Raw genomic sequence first — 16,066 nt, forward strand, 5'->3', positions numbered from 1 at the left:
ATCAATGAGAGTCGTGTAACAAAAGGGGAACAACAATGAAAAAGACCATACTTCAGATCACCACCGCGCTCGCACTGCTGACAGCGGCCGGCGCAGCGCAAGCCGCCGATTGCAAGATCACCGTCGGCCTCGTCATGGAACTGACAGGCCCGGCCGGCGAGTACGGCCAGGCCGGCGCCAAATCGGTCGAGATGGCCTTCCGCGACATCAACGATGCGGGCGGCGTCCGCGGCTGCGATCTCGCGACCGACACGCGCGACAGCCAGAGCCAGGGCAACATTGCGGTCGACGCCGCGACGCAGCTCGTGCAGGTCAAGAAGGTGCCGGTGATCATCGGCGGCATCATCTCCTCGGTGTCGATCCCGATCCTGACCTCGGTCACCGCTCCGGCCAAGATAGTCCAGGTGTCGCCTGCTTCCTCGTCGCCGACGCTGACGGCGCTCGGGCGCGACGGCAAGACCAACGGCATCTTCTTCCGCACCATCACATCTGATGCGCTGCAGGGCGTCGCTGCCGCCAAATATGCCATCGACAAAGGCTTCAAGAAGCTGTCGGTCATCCACGTCAACAACGATTTCGGCGTCAACATGGTGGCGGAATTTTCGCGCGCCTATAAGGCACTCGGCGGCACCATCGTCTCCGACACGCCCTACAATGAAAAGCAGTCGAGCTATGCCTCGGAGGTAACCGCGGCCATGGCCGGCGAACCGGACGGGCTTTACCTCGTCAGCACGCCTGTCGACGGCGCAACCATCGCCCGTACCTGGATTTCTCAGGGCGGTGTCCAGAAATTCCTGCTCAATGACGGCATGAACAGCCCGGACTTCATCGAATCCGTTGGCGCGGATTACCTGAAGGATGCGTACGGCACTTCCTCCGGCACCAGCCCGACCGCATCGACCGAGTATTTCACCAAGAACTACAAGGAATTTTCGGGCATCGAACCGTCGAACCCGGCGGCCGACCGGTCGTATGATGCCGGCGCCATCGTCGGCTTGGCCATCGCCATTGCCGGCTCCGAGGATCCGGCCAAGATCAAGGAGGCTATGTACAAGGCGGTCGACCCGGCCGGCACGCCGATCTATGCCGGCAAGGACGAGTTCGCCAAGGCGCTCGGCCTGATCAAGGATGGCAAGCCGATCCGTTACGAAGGCGTCATCGGCCCGGTTGCCTTCGACAAATACGGCGACATCACCGGCCCGTTCCGCCTCTGGAAGATCGTCGATGGCAAGGTGACGACCGACGGCGAAATGACCACGGATGACGTCAACGCCCTGCAGGCGAAGCTTCAGTAAGCCGCCTATGTCTTGTTCGGCATCGATCCCATTCCATTGAGGTTGATGCCGGACACTTGCATGTCCTGTTGCTGGTTAGGCCGGCCTGGAAACGACCACCGCACCAGCCGCCGGCATGATCCAAGGGCAGGCATAGTAATCGGCGATGCGATTTATGGTCCCGCCGGCGGCTTCGATCCGAACTGGATGGGCCGGCTTCCAACCGTTTTCGCCATGGTGGAGCACGAGCAGCACCGCCTGGCCATCGATCTCGCCAACCGCCATTTTCCAGGTCGTCGAGGCTCTTTCATATTCAACGAAGTAAGGTGATTCCGACAGCCTGCCCTTGAAGCAATCCGCGACACGCAATTGTGCGTCGGCGCTGGTCAACGCCCGTACCCCATCCCAGTCGCGGCGGTTGAACAGTTCGACATAGCGGCTGAGCAATTCCAGGAGTTCCGGATCGCGTTGGGGCTCCGAACGGACGATTGGCTCGCCTGACAAGGCGGCCAATTTCGAACGGCCACGGCTCAACGCAGCCTTGACGCCGCCCACAGTCGAGCCGACGAGGTCGGCGATCTCTTCCAGCGAATAGTCGAAGACGTCCTTGAGCAGGACGCAGGCGCGTTCTTTGGGCGGCAGGTGGATCACCAGCCGTTCGATCGCGCGATCCGCGCCCTGGCCCGCCGGCTCGACCGGCAGGATGATCTCGTCTTCGGCGAAATTGGCCTCCGCATGCTGACGCACCTGCCGGCTTCGCAGAAAATCGATGCAGCGATTATGTGCAATGCGAAACAGCCAGGGGCCAAGAGCACTCGCATCGTCCAGCTTCTCGATCTTCCGATAGGCCTCGAACAGCGCCTCTTGCATCACGTCTTCGGCGTCGAGCGTTGAACCGGTCATGCGTGCACAGTAGCGGTGCAGCCGTCCACGCAAATGCGCGACTGTCTCCAGAAAACCGGCGTAGCGGACGTCGAAAAGCCCGGTCGGGTCAAGTCTTGGCTGCATCTTCATGGCATACGGATCATAGCGGGACATAGGTCAACGTAATGACGCCGTTCTTGAAACGGTGGGTATCTATAAGCTCCAGTCTGACCAGGGACGGGTCGACATCCTGGAAAGCGCGTTTGCCATGGCCGACGCGGGTCGGCACGATCGAGAGCTGATACTCGTCGACAAGCCTGTTGGCGAGCAGCGTCTGGTCGAGATTGCTCACTCCGTACTTCAAAATGTTGCCGCCGGCCTGCTGCTTGATCCTGGCAATTTCGGCAGCGATGTCGCCTTCGATCAGCGACGCGTTCCAGCTCACTTCCTTGAGGCTGCGCGACGCGACGAGCTTCTTCAGCCCGTTCATGCGATCCATGTACTTGCTGCCTTTGACCTGCGGCCAACGCGCCGAAAACATTTCGTAGGTGACGCGGCCGAGCAGGAAAAAATCCGCCTCGCCGGCCTTTTCATAGGAGTGTTCCTTCATCTCCTCGTCGAAGAACGGTGACGCCCATTCCATTGGTGCTTCGATGACGCCGTCCAGCGAAATGAAGCTGCCCACGATCAATTTTCTCATCGCGTGTCTCCGGTTGCGCAACAGGCATCCCGTTGAACCCCAAGAACCGGCGCAAACGAACCGGCCCGACGGATGACCACAGGATGCAGTGCCTAAGACGTTTCCGGTTCGACTTTGGATACGCGTGAGAATCGTTTGAGCTAATAAAGCGGCTTGGCCATGTGCCGGGGCGTCGGCCACTCCGTCGTAATCCCCGGCTGCACCGGCCGCTCGAGATAGGTCGAGAGCACGACGTAGCTTCGCGTCGAGGTGACGCCGGGTGTTTCGTAGAGGCGCGACAGCAGGCCTTCGAGTGCCCGCGTGTCCTCGGTGCGGACCTTGATCAGCATGCATGTGTCGCCGGCCACCGAATGGATCTCCTCGACTTCGGGGTGTTCGGAGATTGCCATCAGCTCCGGCGTCTTTCCCCACCCCTTTGTGTCGATATGGACGAAGGCAAGCAGCGGCTTGTGCACCGCCTTGGGATCGATGATGACCGCGGTGTTGCGGATGGCGCCGCTGCGCCGGAGACGCTTGACGCGTTCATGGGCTGCCGGCGGTGAAAGGCCGACGCGGTCGCCGAGCTCGGCATAGCTGATCGTGGCGTCGTCGACCAGAACGCCTAATATTTTTCGGTCGGTTGCATCGATATCGCGGGCGGCAGGCCTGTTCTGCGGAATGCCATCTGTTTCTTCATCCATAATGAAATTCCCTATTGATGCAGAATTTAATACGGCCATTATTGCCATATGTCGAACACTGATCAAGTCGCCACATTCGCAGCGGCGCCCAAGCCGCCAATCCCGGCCCTCGCTTACCTGCTGACGGGGTGCATTGCTGTGATCGGCTCGAACTCGCTGGTGCTCGGTCCGATCGCGCCGGCAGTGGCCGCGTCCTTCGGCACAAGCGTACCGGCGGTTATGATCGCGTCGGCCGCGTTCGGGCTCGGGACATCGGCAAGCGCCTTGTTCCTGGCGCGCTATATCGATCGGCTTGGCGCCCGCCGCATGCTGCAAGGGGCGTTGCTGCTGCTGGCGGTAGCGCTCGTCGCCAGCGCCGCTGCGCCGACCGTGACGGCGCTGGTCGCGGCCCAGCTTCTCGCCGGCATCGCTGCAGGTGTCGCCATGCCGGCAATCTATGCCAGCTCCGCCGCGATTGCGCCGCCCGGCCGCGAAAGCGGCACCATAGGCGTCGTGCTGACCGGCTGGACGCTGAGCATGGTCGCCGGGGTTTCGCTGTCGGCCGTACTTGCCGATCTGGTACATTGGCGCGCCGTTTTCGCGGCGGTCGCGGTGCTCGCAGCCCTCGCATTGGCCAGCCTGTCTCTGACGTCGCTCAGCGATGTCAGGAAGAGCGGTCCGGCGCCGACGCCACTGGGCGCCTTGAGCGTTCCGGGCATCGTGCCGCTTCTGGTTGCCTGCGCCGCCTTCATGACCGCGTTCTACGGCATCTACGGCTATCTTGGCGATCACCTTCACAACGGCTTGGGACGGCCGGTCAGTGCCAATGGGCTTGCCGCGCTCGCCTATGGCGCCGGCTTCGGCGCGGCGGCACTTCTTGACGGCGTTATCGACCGCTTAGGTGCGCGGCGTGTCATGCCATTTGCCTACCTGCTCGTCGCGGCCGTATATGTCGCGATTGCCGCGGCGAGCAGTAGTTTCCATCTGACTATAGCGATGATAGCCGTCTGGGGCCTTGCCAATCATTTCGGGCTGAACGTCCTGGTGATGCGCCTGTCGGCGCTCGATCCTGCGCTGCGCGGCACGATCATGGGCTTGAACAGCGCGGTGACCTATCTCGCGGTGTTCGTCGGCACCACGGCGTTCGGACCGCTTTATTCCACATTCGGTTTTGCGGCGTCGGCGGTGGTTGCAGCCTTGCTCATGCTGATCGCTGCTGTTGCAGCGGCGTGGCGTTCGCCGAAGCTATAGCGCAGCAAGTCTTGCGTCTCGGCCCCGTCCTTCGATAGATGCTTGGTGGATGGACAATACAACGCTTGAGACAACCGCCGATCCCTTGCCGCACGAGCTGGCTTTTCTCGGAGAGCGGCTTGCGGCGTTCAACGACAGTGATGTCGGCGCCTCCTGCAGGAAGGCATTGGCCGTGTTCGTGCGCGACGAGCACGGCGCTATTGTCGCCGGCATCTCGGGATATACAGCCTGGGGCTGGCTCTATGTGCAATGGCTCTGGGTCGATGAAAAACTGCGCGGTCACCGCATGGCCGGCATGATGCTCGAGGCGGCCGAGAGGGAGGCGATCGCGCGCGACTGTCACGGCGCCTGGATCGACACGTTCAATCCCAAGGCCGCCAAGGCCTATGAGCGCCAGGGCTATTTGCCCTTCGGCGTGCTTGCCGATTTCCCCATTGGCCGCAGCCGTATCTTCCTGCAGAAGAAATTGTTGGCTTAGTTAGCCGGCAAGGCGTCCGCCGCGCATCGGCTGGGGCACGCCGGTCGTACTGGGGAAGCTGATCGGCAAGCCTCTGAGCACGCGCACTGCCAGGAACGCAAAACACTCCGCCTCCACCGCATCGCCCTTCCAGCCAAGCGCCTCGGCCGGAACCGCTTCGACGCCAGCGCGGCGGGCAAGCATGGCCATGATCGTTGGGTTGTGTCGACCGCCACCGCTGACCACCAGCCGCTTCGGCCGGCGCGGCAGAAGATCGAGCGCCTTGCCGACGGCGGCCGCGGTGAAGGCCGTCAGCAGGGCTGCGCCATCCTCGGCGTTCATTCCGTCCGCCATCGAGGCGCCGAAATCGAAACGGTCCAGCGATTTCGGGTAGGGTTTGGTCAAATACGGATGCTGCAGGAGCTTGGCCAGCCGTGCCTCGTCGACCGTGCCGGCGCGGGCAAGGGCGCCGTCGCGGTCCATTTCGCCGAGCCCCTTCGATTTGATGAAATCGTTCAGCGGTGCGTTGGCGGGCCCGGTGTCGAAGGCAACAACATTGTCCGTGCCGTCCCACCAGGTGATGTTGGCGACGCCGCCGAGATTGAGCACCGCCGTGTCGCCGGTGGCGTCGGCTTCGCGCAGCAGCGCGGCGTGATAGGCGGCCGACAGCGGCGCGCCCTGGCCGCCGGCGCGCATGTCGGCCGAGCGGAAGTCATAGGCGACCCTGGTGCCAAGGATGGCATGCATCAGCTCGCCGTCGCCAAGCTGGCGGGTCTGGCCCAGTCGGCCCACTTGCGGGGCACGGTGCAGCACGGTCTGGCCGTGGAAGCCGACGACCCCTATATCGGCCATCGTCAGCCCGTGGCTTTCGACCAGATCCTTGACCGCCGCGGACTGGGCGCGCGTCAGCGCTTCCTCTGCCTCGTGGAAGATTGCCGGTTCCGGCCCTGTGAAATTCCAGCTCCTTGCCTGCCGCAGCGTCTCTTCCAGCAAGGTCCGGATCGACTGCGGGTAGGGGGCCAGCGTGTAGATGCCGAAGTCGTCAATCCGTTCGCCGTCGGTCTTGATCAGCGCGACATCGATATTGCCGTCCAGCACGGTGCCGGTCATCAGGCCGACGGCCCACATGGGTTCGCCATTTTTCGCAATCATGGTTGTCGGGCTCCGTTGACGAGATCGCCGACCGCTTGGCGAAGCGCTGCGATCCCGCTGTTGAAATGACGTGTCGGATGGATCCGGTTGGTGAGCAAGCTCCAGGCTCTGCCTTTGTCGAAGTCGACCCAAAGCCCGACACCGGTAAAGCCGGTATGACCGATGGTTTCGGGGCTGCATAACCGGCCGCCGGACCAGCCTTCGTAGGGTCGCTCCCAGCCATGGGTACGGGTTGCCGACAAGGGCGTGCGCATTAGCGCGATCGAACGCTGCGACGCGCCGGTCCCGTCCAGCAGCCCTTGCGCAAAGTCGAGGACCGAAGCCGCCGTTCCGAACAGGCCGGCGTGACCGGCACCTTGCAAGGCCGAGCAATTGTCGTCGTGGACTTCGCCGCAGAGCACGCGATGGCGCCATGTGCAGTCTTCGGTCGCCGCCGCTTGATCCGGTTCGGCGGAGAACGCGAAGCCCGGACCGGGATCTATGTCGCGAATGGTCTTGCCAGACAGGCGCTCCAGGACGAAGCCGAGCAGGATGAAGTTGATATCGGAATAGACCGGCTCGCCAGCCTGCCATTCGCGCTGCAGGATGAAGGCGCGCAGCAGCTCGGGATCTCGGCCATAGGTGTAGACTGGAGCAACGGCGGGAAACGGTGTCTGATGGCCGAGACACTGGCGAAACGTTACGTTCCGTTCCCAGGCTTTTTCGTCATATTGGCGAAGGTCGGGCAGGACGGAAATCAGCGGCGCGTCGAGGTCGATGACGCCTTCTTCCGCCAGTGCCAGGATACGCGACGTGGTGAAGATGACTTTGGTCAGGGATGCCAGGTCGAACCATGTCCCGACATGCATCGGCCGTATCTTGGGCACGACTTGGGCTGAGCCGATTGCCCGGACGATGCGTTCGCCGTCCCCGTCAACTGTGCCGAGCACGCCGCCCGGAATGCGCGATGCGGCCACGGCCGCTTCGAGCGGGGCGAATGCGCGGGAGAAGAGATCATGGTCGATCAACTACGCCTCCGTTCGGAAGGCAGCGATGGGGCTGTCCCTCCGGCCTTTCATATTCTTGGGCGACAATCATCACACTTCCACCCGTGCTCTATGATCCGGCCCGAATTGCTGCCAATTGGCCGGGCCCGGCTCAAACCCCAGCGGACGCACGAGCGAGGGGACCTGGCGCGTGTCCAGCTCGAAACGTTCATGCCGCCGGTCTATAGTAGGAACTGCCGCGATAAGCTGTTTGGTATAGGAGTGCTTCGGCTCCGAGAGCACCGATCTGGCATCGCCGATCTCGACAATCTGGCCGGCATAGATGACCGCGATGCGATGGGCGATCCGCTCGACGACAGCCATGTCATGCGAGATGAACAGATAGGCCAGCCCGAATTCACGCTGCAGCTCGACCAAAAGCTCCAGCACTCTGGCCTGCACCGACACATCGAGCGCCGAAACCGCTTCGTCGAGGACGATAACCGAAGGATTGAGCATCAGCGCGCGAGCGATGCACAGGCGTTGCCGCTGGCCGCCGGAGAATTCGTGCGGATAGCGCTGCAGGCTGTTTTCCGGAAGGCCGACGCGTTTCAGCAGCGCGGCCATTTTCGCTCGCGTTTCAGCAGTTATCCGTCCGCCGGTAGCGATCACCGGCTCTGCGAGGAGGTTTTCGACGGTGAGTCTGGGATTGAGCGAGCCATAGGGATTCTGGAACACCATCTGCACGGGAAGGGCGCTCTGCCCGGCGGCGGCCTTGCGCGCGCTGGCCGAGATTGTGCCGCGCGTCGAGCGCACCAGCCCCAGAATCGCGCGGGCGGTGGTGGACTTTCCGGAACCGCTCTCGCCGACGACCGCCAATGTCTCGCCCGGCATTAGCTCGAAATCCACACCGTCCACCGCGTGCACGGCACCGCTGGCGCGGCTGAAAAACCCACCCTTGACCGGAAATCGCACTACGAGGCCATCGACCTTCAGCGCCGGCTCGGCAGCTTTTTGCTTTTCGCGTTGCGCGTCCCTGCGTGTCGCGCTGCCGCCGGCGAAATGCGGAACCGCATGTAGCAGATGCCGCGTATAGGGATGCTGCGGATCGTCCAATATCTGGTTCAATGCGCCCTGCTCGACAGCTTCTCCGCCTTGCATCACCATCACCTTGTCGGCGATGCCTGCAACCAGACCGATGTCGTGGGTGATGAAGATCATCGACATCCCGGTTTCCTGTTTCAATTCGGCGAGCAGCGCCATGATCTGCGCCTGCACCGTAACATCCAGCGCCGTCGTTGGCTCGTCGGCAATGAGCAGGCGCGGGTTGCACGCAATCGCCATGGCGATCATCACCCGCTGCAGCATGCCGCCCGACAGCTGGTTGGGCGTGTATTTCAACCGCCTCGCTGCGTCCGGAATACGGACGCGGTCGAGCGCGTCCTTGGCCGCCGCCGTTGCTTGTCGTCCGGTCAGGCCGCGATGCAGGCGAAATGATTCCTCGATCTGCCAGCCAATGGTCAGCACCGGATTGAGCGAGCTCATCGGCTCCTGGAAGATCATGCCGATTTCGCCGCCGCGGATCTTCGTCAATTGCGGCTCGGCTGCGGCGGTCAGGTCGAAGGTGCTGCCGTCGGCCCGCCTCAGCTTGATCGACCCGCCGGTGATGCGGCCGCCGCCATAATCGACAAGGCGATTGATCGACAGCGCCGTAACCGATTTGCCCGAGCCGCTTTCGCCGACGATGGCCAGCGTTTCGCCGTCGGCGAGATCGAAGCTGACGCCGCGCACGACCTCATTGGCTTGCGGGTTGCGACCGAAGCCGACGCGCAATCCGCTGACGGACAGCAGCGGGATCATGCGATCGATCTCCGCATCTTCGGGTCGAGGACATCGCGCAACGCATCGCCGAGCAGGTTGAAACCGAGGATGCCGATCATGATCGCCACGCCCGGGAAGATCATCAGCCAGGGAGCTGTCTCCATCAGATTGCGGCTGTCGCTCAGCATCAGGCCGAGCGACGCGGCGGGCGGCTGCGTGCCGAGTCCGAGGAAGCTTAAGCCGGCTTCGGTCAGCAGTGCCCAGGCCAGCGCCAGCGTCACCTGAACCGTCAGTGGCGCCACCAGATTGAGCAGCAGATGCCGTGTTACGATATAGCCCGCACTGCTGCCGAACGTGCGGGCCGCGTCGACGAACTCGCGCGCCTTGAGCGACAGAGCCGGACCTCGCACGACGCGCGTGAAGATCGGTGTGTAGACGATGGCGATGGCAATGACGCTGGTCAAGGTTCCCGGTCCCGCAACCGCGACGATCAGCAGCGCCAGCAGGATCGCCGGGAACGCCAGCACAACGTCCATGATGCGCATCACTAGGCCGTCCCAGCGGCGCCCGAACCAGGCTGCCGCCAGCCCGAGCACGGTGCCGGCCAGTGTCGCGACGGCGACCGAAAAGAAGGCCACGATGAAGGACTGGCCGATCCCGGTCATCAGCCGGCTTGCGACATCGCGGCCGAATAGGTCCGTGCCCATCCAGTAGGTGCTATCAGGCACATGCAGCCGTTCGACCCGGTGCTGCGTCAGCGGATTGTGCGGCGTCAGCCCCAGCATGCCAAGCACGGCAAGCAGCAGATAAAGCGCAACGATCGCACCGCCGATGCGGCCGCTGGGATGCGCAAATATAGCCCGCAATGTCGCCATCAGTGCTCGCTTAGCCGGATACGCGGGTCGAGCGCGACATAGGCGAGGTCGACGAGGAGATTGACGATCATGAAGTTGAAGGCGATGAACAGCACGCTTCCCTGCACCAGCGCGTAGTCGCGCTGCAGGATGGCATCCAGCACCATGCGGCCGAGACCGGGCAGCGCATAGATCTGCTCGACGATGACAGCTCCGCCCAGGAGGTAGCCGAACTCTATGCCGCTCAGCGTCACGACCGGGATGAGCGCGTTGGGCAAGGCATGCCGCCAGATGACGCCGCGCGCCGAAACGCCCTTGCTGCGCGCCGTCCTGACATAGTCGTCGCTGAGCACATCGAGCATCGCCGAACGCGATATGCGGGTGACCGAAGCCGCGAAGGCAAATCCAAGCGTGACCGCAGGCAGCAACAGCTGGCCGAGATTGCGCAGCGGATCCTGCCACAGCGGCGAAAACTCGCCCATCGCCGGCAAAACGCCAAACCCCGCCGACAGCGTGTAGATGATCAGCAGGGCAAGGACGAAGTTCGGCGTCGACTGCCCGATCATTGCGACAACGCGCACGCCGAGGTCGGACAGCTTTTCGTTATGGGTGGCGGCAAAGATCCCCGCCGGCATGCCGACAAGCAGGGCGATGACCATCGACAGCAGGGCGAGTTCCAACGTTAGCGGGAAACGCTCGAGGATGACGTCGAGCACCGGCCTGCCATAGGTGGACGAAATGCCGAGATTACCTTGGAAAAGACCAAGCAGCCAGCGCCAGTATTGGATGAACCAGGGCTGGTCGATGCCGAAATAAGCTGCAAGCGCATCGCGCTGCTGCGGCGTCAGCAGGCCGGCTTCGGTCCCCAGCATTGCCGTGATCGAATCGCCCGGAACCATCCGGATCGCCAGGAACACCACGATGGACACGCCAAGCAGGACGAGAGGGAAGGTCGCCAGTCGCCGCATCAGATAGTTCACGCGAAGAATATCCTCTCGTTCGGCATCGAAGCAGCTACTGGATCGTCACCTTGGCGAGGCTGAACAGCGAACCTGTCGGCACCGGTTCGAATCCTGCGATATTCTTCTGCTGTGCCGTGTAGCTGTAGGACGTGTAGAGCCAGATCCAGGGCGACATCTCAGTGATGTGCTTCTCGAAGTCGGCGAAGATCGCTTTGCGCGCTGCCGGGTCGGTCTCGGTGCGGCCCTTCTGCATAAGACTGTCCAGCGTGTCGTCGATATAGTTCGCCACCTTCTGCAGATTGCCCGTCTTGGTCCAGTAGCGGTTGTACATAGTGTAGGGATCGGCCCTGCCGCCGTTCAGCGCGACTGCCATGTCGAAATCGCCCTTCAGCCAGGCGTCGACATAGACGTTGAGCTCCATCATCTTGATGTCGAGCTTGACGCCGATTTCTGCGAGTTGCGACTGGATGACCTGGGCTTCCGCCGCTGCCGTCGGCGGCTCGCCGGTGGCGCCGATCACGGTCGCCGAAAAGCCGTCGGCATAGCCGGCTTCGGCCATCAACTGCTTGGCCCTCTCAATGTCGCGCTTATAGCAGAACAACTGCTTCGGATCGGTCGCCAGTGCCGGGATGGTCAGCGGGCCGGTGACCTTGCCTTCGCCGAGCGAGGCGGTGTCCAGCACTTCCTGCCGGTCGATGGCGCAGGAAATCGCCTGACGCACCTTGAGTTCGGTCATCGGCTTGCGGGAGGGATTGAGCTGCAGCACGTGATAGGCAAGCACCGGCACGCGGTTCAACTGCAGGCTGGCTTCCTTGGGCACCAGCGTGGCGACAAGCGGATCGTTGAGCAGGGCAAAATCGATCTGCTTGGTGCGCATCGCCGCCAGGATCGCCGTCTCGTCCGGCAGCACGCTGATATCGATGCCGTCGACGCCGGTCGCGCCGCCTGCCCAGTCCTTGTTGGCGACAAGCACTTCCTTGGAATTCGGATCCCATTTTTCGAGCTTGAACGGACCCGAGCCGATCGTTGTCGTGCCGATCGAGCCGGCCGCGATTTCGCTTGCCGGGACGATCGCCGCATTGACGTCGCTCATCGCCGTCAGGATCGGCACGTCCGGCTGCGAGAGGTGGAACACGATGGTGGCGGGATCGGGCGTGTCGATGCTGGCGATCGAGAGAAAGTTGGCGCGCGCCGCAGCACCCGTCTTCTCGTCAAGTATGCGCTCGAACGATGCCTTGACGTCGGCCGAGGTCACGGCGGCGCCGTTCTGGAATTTTGCTTTCGGATTGAGCTTGAAGCTCAACTCCTTGCCGTCCGTCGAGAACTGCCATGAATCGGCAATCGCGGGCGTGATTTGCAGGTTTGCGTCGAGCCGCACCAGCGGTTCGTAGATCAGCTCCAGCAGCCGCAGTGAGGAGAATGCCGTCTGCTTGTGCGGATCAAGACCGGTGGCGTCCTGCGACCACGCCATATGCAGCGTCGCCGCACTCGCCTGCACCGGTAGCGCGACGATGGCAACCATTGCCGCGAGCGTCATGCCGGAAAGCAGTTTCTTGCCAATGTGCCGTACCATTGTCGTCTCCCATTATTGTTAAACCAGATGCCTTGCAGTTCCCCGGACCGCTTCAAAGGGACACACGCCCCGGAACATCGGCCCAGTATCCATGCGGTCTTACACCGTCTTTTCGCCTATCGCCTTGCGCAGGAAACCTCCCGCGTTGGCAAGCGCCTTACGTGCTTCTTCGACACCCATGCCGGTGATCGTCACCAGGATGGCCAGTTTTACATCATTGCCGGTCTGGTCGAGTGCCTGTCGTGCCTGCTGTGCCGCGCAGCCGGTCGTCTGCATCACGATCCTGACCGCCCTTGCGACAAGCTTCTTGTTGCTTGGATTGAGGTCAACCATCAGGTTCTGATAGCTCTTGCCGATGCGGATCATGCTGGCGGTGGACAGCATATTGAGCACCAGCTTTTGCGCGGTTCCCGATTTCAGCCGGGTCGAGCCGGTGAGGACCTCCGGGCCAACCACCGGAGAGATGGCAATATCGGCAATGCCGGCAATCGTCGATCGAGGATTGCAGGACAACGCCACGGTGGTGGCTCCCACCTCCTTGGCATAGGTCAGGCCGCCGATGACATAAGGTGTGCGTCCGCTGACAGCGATGCCGACCACCACGTCGCCAGCGGTCAGCTTGATGTCCTGCAGCGCCTTTATTCCCTGTTTCGGATCGTCCTCGGCGCCTTCCGCAGAGTGCACCAGCGCGTCGACGCCGCCGGCGATCAGGCCCACCACCATGTCCTCGGGTACGCCGAAGGTCGGCGGACATTCCGAGGCGTCGAGGACGCCGAGCCGGCCGCTGGTGCCAGCCCCCATATAGACAAGGCGTGCACCGTTCTGGAACGCGCTCACGATCCGGTCCACGGCCGCAGCAATATCGGGGATGACCTTCTCGACGGCTGCCGCAACGCCTTTGTCCTCGTCATTGATCTTGCGCAGCACCTCGAGGGTCGGCAACAGATCGATGTCCATGGTCTTCGAGTTCCGGTCCTCGGAAACCAGCCGCTCCAGTTCCGACATCAACCCTTGTTCGACCACTTCGCTTACTTTCAAGTGCGACTGCGAGCAGGACTGTGATGCCCGCGGCAAGCGGCGTCCAGTGCCTGCACCTGGCCGTCGGCTCCGTACCGGCTGCGCCGGTTCTGTTTCGTTAACTTTTTAGAATTTGATATTCCTTCTGTCAACGGAAAGCAGGAATAGTATATTCCTTGCCGAGCAAGGCATCACTGGCGGCAGAGGGATTTTCTGGCCAGGATTATGGCTCCCGAAACCGCATCGCCGTCGGCCGGCTTCAGCCGTCGGCGGACGTCGGGAGCGAGCCATGGCTCAAGCGGGCTGGACAACCCTCCGAGCAACGTAACCCGCGGCGCGCCTTTTTCGAACAGCACCCGCACGAAGGTGTCGATCTGCTCGGCAGCGCCTTGCACGATCCGCCGACCGGCCGGATCGCCCTGGTCGGCATGGCGGATCACCATCGGCGCCATGGCGGCATAGTCCGTCGCGCTGGCGCGGTCCATCCAGGCCACCGCCTCGAATGGATCGTCCTTGAAGCGCTGCATCACCTCGGCCAGCAGCGCCGTCCGCTCATGCCGGCCGTCATGGGCTCGCAAGGCAAGCTGCACTGCCTTCAGTCCGAGATCGGCGCCGCTGCCCTCGTCGGAAATCGGAAAACCGTAGCCGCCGACGCGCAGGTCGCGTCCTTCGACAAAGCCGAGCCCGATCGAACCGGTCCCGGCTATGACGATGGCGCCGTCTTGACCCGAATGCGCGCCAAGGCAAGCCGCGACGCCGTCGCTGAGGAAGTCGATGCTCGCAAAGGGTTGTTCGATGCCATGAAACGCCTCGAGCGCACCCTTACGGCCGATGCCGGCAACACCGATACCCGCGCGGATACTGGCGATTTCCGCCGCCGCGAACCCTGCCTCTTCGATCGCCGCGCCAAAGGCTTTGGCAATCGAGGCCCAGGCCACCTCTATACCGAGTCGCGTTGTCGCCGGGCCCGACAGGCCTTGCCCGAGCACGGTTCCTGCCTCGTCTTCGATACGCGCCCGGCAGCCGGTTCCGCCGCCATCGACGCCCAGGAAATAATGCGGAGACGCCCCACCGGCACTCATTGCCTTATTCGTTCGATCTGGGCGCCGCACAGCCGGAGCTTGCGGTCCAACTGCTCGTACCCGCGGTCGAGATGATAGACGCGATTGATCGTCGTCTCGCCCTCCGACACCAGCGCTGCCAGCACCAGCGAGACGGAGGCGCGCAGGTCGGTCGCCATCACTTGCGCGCCCTTCAGCTTCTCGCCTCCGCGCACCAGCGCCATGGTGCCTTGCAGCTTGATATTGGCGCCGAGCCGCATCAGTTCAGGCACATGCATGAAGCGGTTCTCGAAGATCGTCTCGCGCAACAGCGAAGCGCCCTCGGCACAGCACATCAACGCCATGAACTGCGCCTGGAGATCGGTCGGAAAGCCCGGATAGGGCTCCGTCGTCACGTCGACCGCCTTGAGCGGCCCGTCTCTCGATACGATCAGCCCGCGGTCGCCCGGCCATATTTTCACACCGGCTGCTTCGAGCAGCTGGACGACGGATGCCATGTGCTCGAGCCGCGCGTGGGTCAGCTCGAGCTGACCGCCGGTGATGGCCGCTGCGACGGCATAGGTGCCGGCCTCTATCCGGTCCGGGATGATGTCGTGCGTGGCGGCGCGCCAGTCTGTGCTGCCCCCGATCAGGATGCGGTGCGTGCCGGCGCCCTCGATCCGCGCGCCCATGTCGTTCAGGCAGGCGGCAAGATCGGCCACCTCCGGCTCGCGGGCCGCGTTGAGGATCTCGGTCTCGCCGTTTGCCGTCGTCGCCGCCATCATCGCCGTTTCGGTCGCGCCGACCGACGGCGAGCTCAAAACGATGCGCGCGCCTTTCAGTCCGCCCGGCGCAGACGCGACGATCAGTCCGTTTTCGATCGCGATATCGGCGCCAAGTGCGGCAAGTGCGGCGACATGCATGTCGACCGGCCGTGCGCCGATCGCGCAGCCGCCAGGCAGCGAGACCCGGGCATGGCCGAAGCGGGCAAGCAGTGGACCGAGAACCAGCACCGTCGCGCGCATGCGCCTGACGGTATCGTAGCTTGTCTCCCTGGAAGCGGCAGCACTGGTATCGATTGTGGCGGCATGCGCCGATCTGGTGACTTCGGCCCCATGAAGGCCGACGACGCCAAGCATGTTGTCGACATCCGTCACCTCAGGCAGGTTGGTCAGCTGCAGCGGATAGGGGCTGAGCAACGCCGCCGCTATTTGCGGCAAGGCCGCGTTCTTGGCGCCGGAGATCGTCACCGCGCCCTCAAGCCTGTGCCCGCCGACGATCCGCAATTTGTCCATGGCTCTGACCTAATCCCGAGCTGTCGGCGAGTCTACGATCTTTCATGTCCGAATCGTCGACATGCCCGAAGGCTGGGCCGCAACCGCACCAGTCGAGATTTGATGGTTCATTCTTGGCTGTCAATCAGAGACGGAATAATTTATTCCTTGGCTTGGCATTGTCGATGACAGGCAATGGAGGA

General features: G+C 63.0%; 15 protein-coding genes. 3 read left to right on the forward strand and 12 right to left on the reverse strand.

The features are described from left to right. Positions 1 to 35: 35 nt before the first annotated feature. Positions 36 to 1,295, forward strand: a complete 1,260-nt coding sequence (locus NKK47_RS05720; protein WP_352569314.1) for an ABC transporter substrate-binding protein — start codon at positions 36 to 38, stop codon at positions 1,293 to 1,295. Between the two features lie 75 nt (positions 1,296 to 1,370). Here NKK47_RS05720 and NKK47_RS05725 read toward each other — a convergent pair whose 3' ends face one another. The 3 genes from NKK47_RS05725 to NKK47_RS05735 form a co-directional block, all read right to left on the reverse strand. After that, on the reverse strand, positions 1,371 to 2,288 hold the full coding sequence (locus NKK47_RS05725; RefSeq protein ID WP_352575528.1) for a sigma-70 family RNA polymerase sigma factor: 918 nt from the start codon (positions 2,286 to 2,288) through the stop codon (positions 1,371 to 1,373). A 10-nt stretch (positions 2,289 to 2,298) separates the two neighbouring features. Continuing rightward, positions 2,299 to 2,838: a dihydrofolate reductase family protein gene (locus NKK47_RS05730; protein WP_023676056.1), complete on the reverse strand. Its 540-nt coding sequence runs from the start codon at positions 2,836 to 2,838 to the stop codon at positions 2,299 to 2,301. Between the two features lie 140 nt (positions 2,839 to 2,978). Further along, complete coding sequence (locus tag NKK47_RS05735) at positions 2,979 to 3,518, reverse strand: Lrp/AsnC family transcriptional regulator (protein WP_352452390.1); 540 nt, start codon at positions 3,516 to 3,518, stop codon at positions 2,979 to 2,981. 48 nt (positions 3,519 to 3,566) lie between these two features. On the opposite strand from NKK47_RS05735, the gene NKK47_RS05740 reads away from it, so the two are divergent. Both NKK47_RS05740 and NKK47_RS05745 read left to right on the forward strand, forming a co-directional pair. Then, on the forward strand, positions 3,567 to 4,748 hold the full coding sequence (locus NKK47_RS05740; RefSeq protein WP_352575530.1) for an MFS transporter: 1,182 nt from the start codon (positions 3,567 to 3,569) through the stop codon (positions 4,746 to 4,748). A gap of 49 nt (positions 4,749 to 4,797) precedes the next feature. Then, positions 4,798 to 5,226: a GNAT family N-acetyltransferase gene (locus NKK47_RS05745; RefSeq protein WP_352575532.1), complete on the forward strand. Its 429-nt coding sequence runs from the start codon at positions 4,798 to 4,800 to the stop codon at positions 5,224 to 5,226. On the opposite strand, the gene NKK47_RS05750 is transcribed toward NKK47_RS05745, so the two are convergent. The 9 genes from NKK47_RS05750 to murA form a co-directional block, all read right to left on the reverse strand. Further along, positions 5,227 to 6,357 (reverse strand): anhydro-N-acetylmuramic acid kinase, encoded by a 1,131-nt coding sequence (locus NKK47_RS05750; protein ID WP_352575534.1) that lies wholly within the window; start codon positions 6,355 to 6,357, stop codon positions 5,227 to 5,229. It abuts the gene before it with no gap. Further along, positions 6,354 to 7,364, reverse strand: coding sequence for a serine hydrolase domain-containing protein (locus tag NKK47_RS05755; RefSeq protein WP_352575536.1), 1,011 nt, complete (start codon positions 7,362 to 7,364; stop codon positions 6,354 to 6,356). Before NKK47_RS05755 ends, NKK47_RS05750 begins: the two co-directional genes overlap by 4 nt. Before the next feature lie 69 nt (positions 7,365 to 7,433). Continuing rightward, positions 7,434 to 9,182, reverse strand: coding sequence for an ABC transporter ATP-binding protein (locus tag NKK47_RS05760; RefSeq protein ID WP_352569320.1), 1,749 nt, complete (start codon positions 9,180 to 9,182; stop codon positions 7,434 to 7,436). Beyond that, entirely contained in the window at positions 9,179 to 10,018 is an 840-nt protein-coding gene (locus NKK47_RS05765) for an ABC transporter permease (RefSeq protein WP_352569321.1), read from the reverse strand. Before NKK47_RS05765 ends, NKK47_RS05760 begins: the two co-directional genes overlap by 4 nt. After that, the gene (locus NKK47_RS05770; protein ID WP_352452397.1) at positions 10,018 to 10,977 is read right to left on the reverse strand and encodes an ABC transporter permease; all 960 of its coding nucleotides are present in this window, start codon (positions 10,975 to 10,977) and stop codon (positions 10,018 to 10,020) included. Before NKK47_RS05770 ends, NKK47_RS05765 begins: the two co-directional genes overlap by 1 nt. A 34-nt stretch (positions 10,978 to 11,011) precedes the next feature. Beyond that, complete coding sequence (locus NKK47_RS05775; RefSeq protein WP_352575538.1) at positions 11,012 to 12,532, reverse strand: ABC transporter substrate-binding protein; 1,521 nt, start codon at positions 12,530 to 12,532, stop codon at positions 11,012 to 11,014. A gap of 99 nt (positions 12,533 to 12,631) precedes the next feature. Then, positions 12,632 to 13,555 (reverse strand): N-acetylmuramic acid 6-phosphate etherase, encoded by a 924-nt coding sequence (gene murQ, locus NKK47_RS05780; protein ID WP_352575678.1) that lies wholly within the window; start codon positions 13,553 to 13,555, stop codon positions 12,632 to 12,634. A 185-nt stretch (positions 13,556 to 13,740) separates the two neighbouring features. Then, on the reverse strand, positions 13,741 to 14,631 hold the full coding sequence (locus NKK47_RS05785) for a glucosamine kinase nucleotide-binding domain-containing protein (RefSeq protein ID WP_352455258.1): 891 nt from the start codon (positions 14,629 to 14,631) through the stop codon (positions 13,741 to 13,743). Continuing rightward, entirely contained in the window at positions 14,628 to 15,884 is a 1,257-nt protein-coding gene (murA, locus tag NKK47_RS05790; RefSeq protein ID WP_352575540.1) for a UDP-N-acetylglucosamine 1-carboxyvinyltransferase, read from the reverse strand. Before murA ends, NKK47_RS05785 begins: the two co-directional genes overlap by 4 nt. Positions 15,885 to 16,066: the final 182 nt, after the last annotated feature.

It is taken from the genome of Mesorhizobium sp. M0019 (assembly GCF_040323975.1).
Taxonomy (GTDB): domain Bacteria; phylum Pseudomonadota; class Alphaproteobacteria; order Rhizobiales; family Rhizobiaceae; genus Mesorhizobium.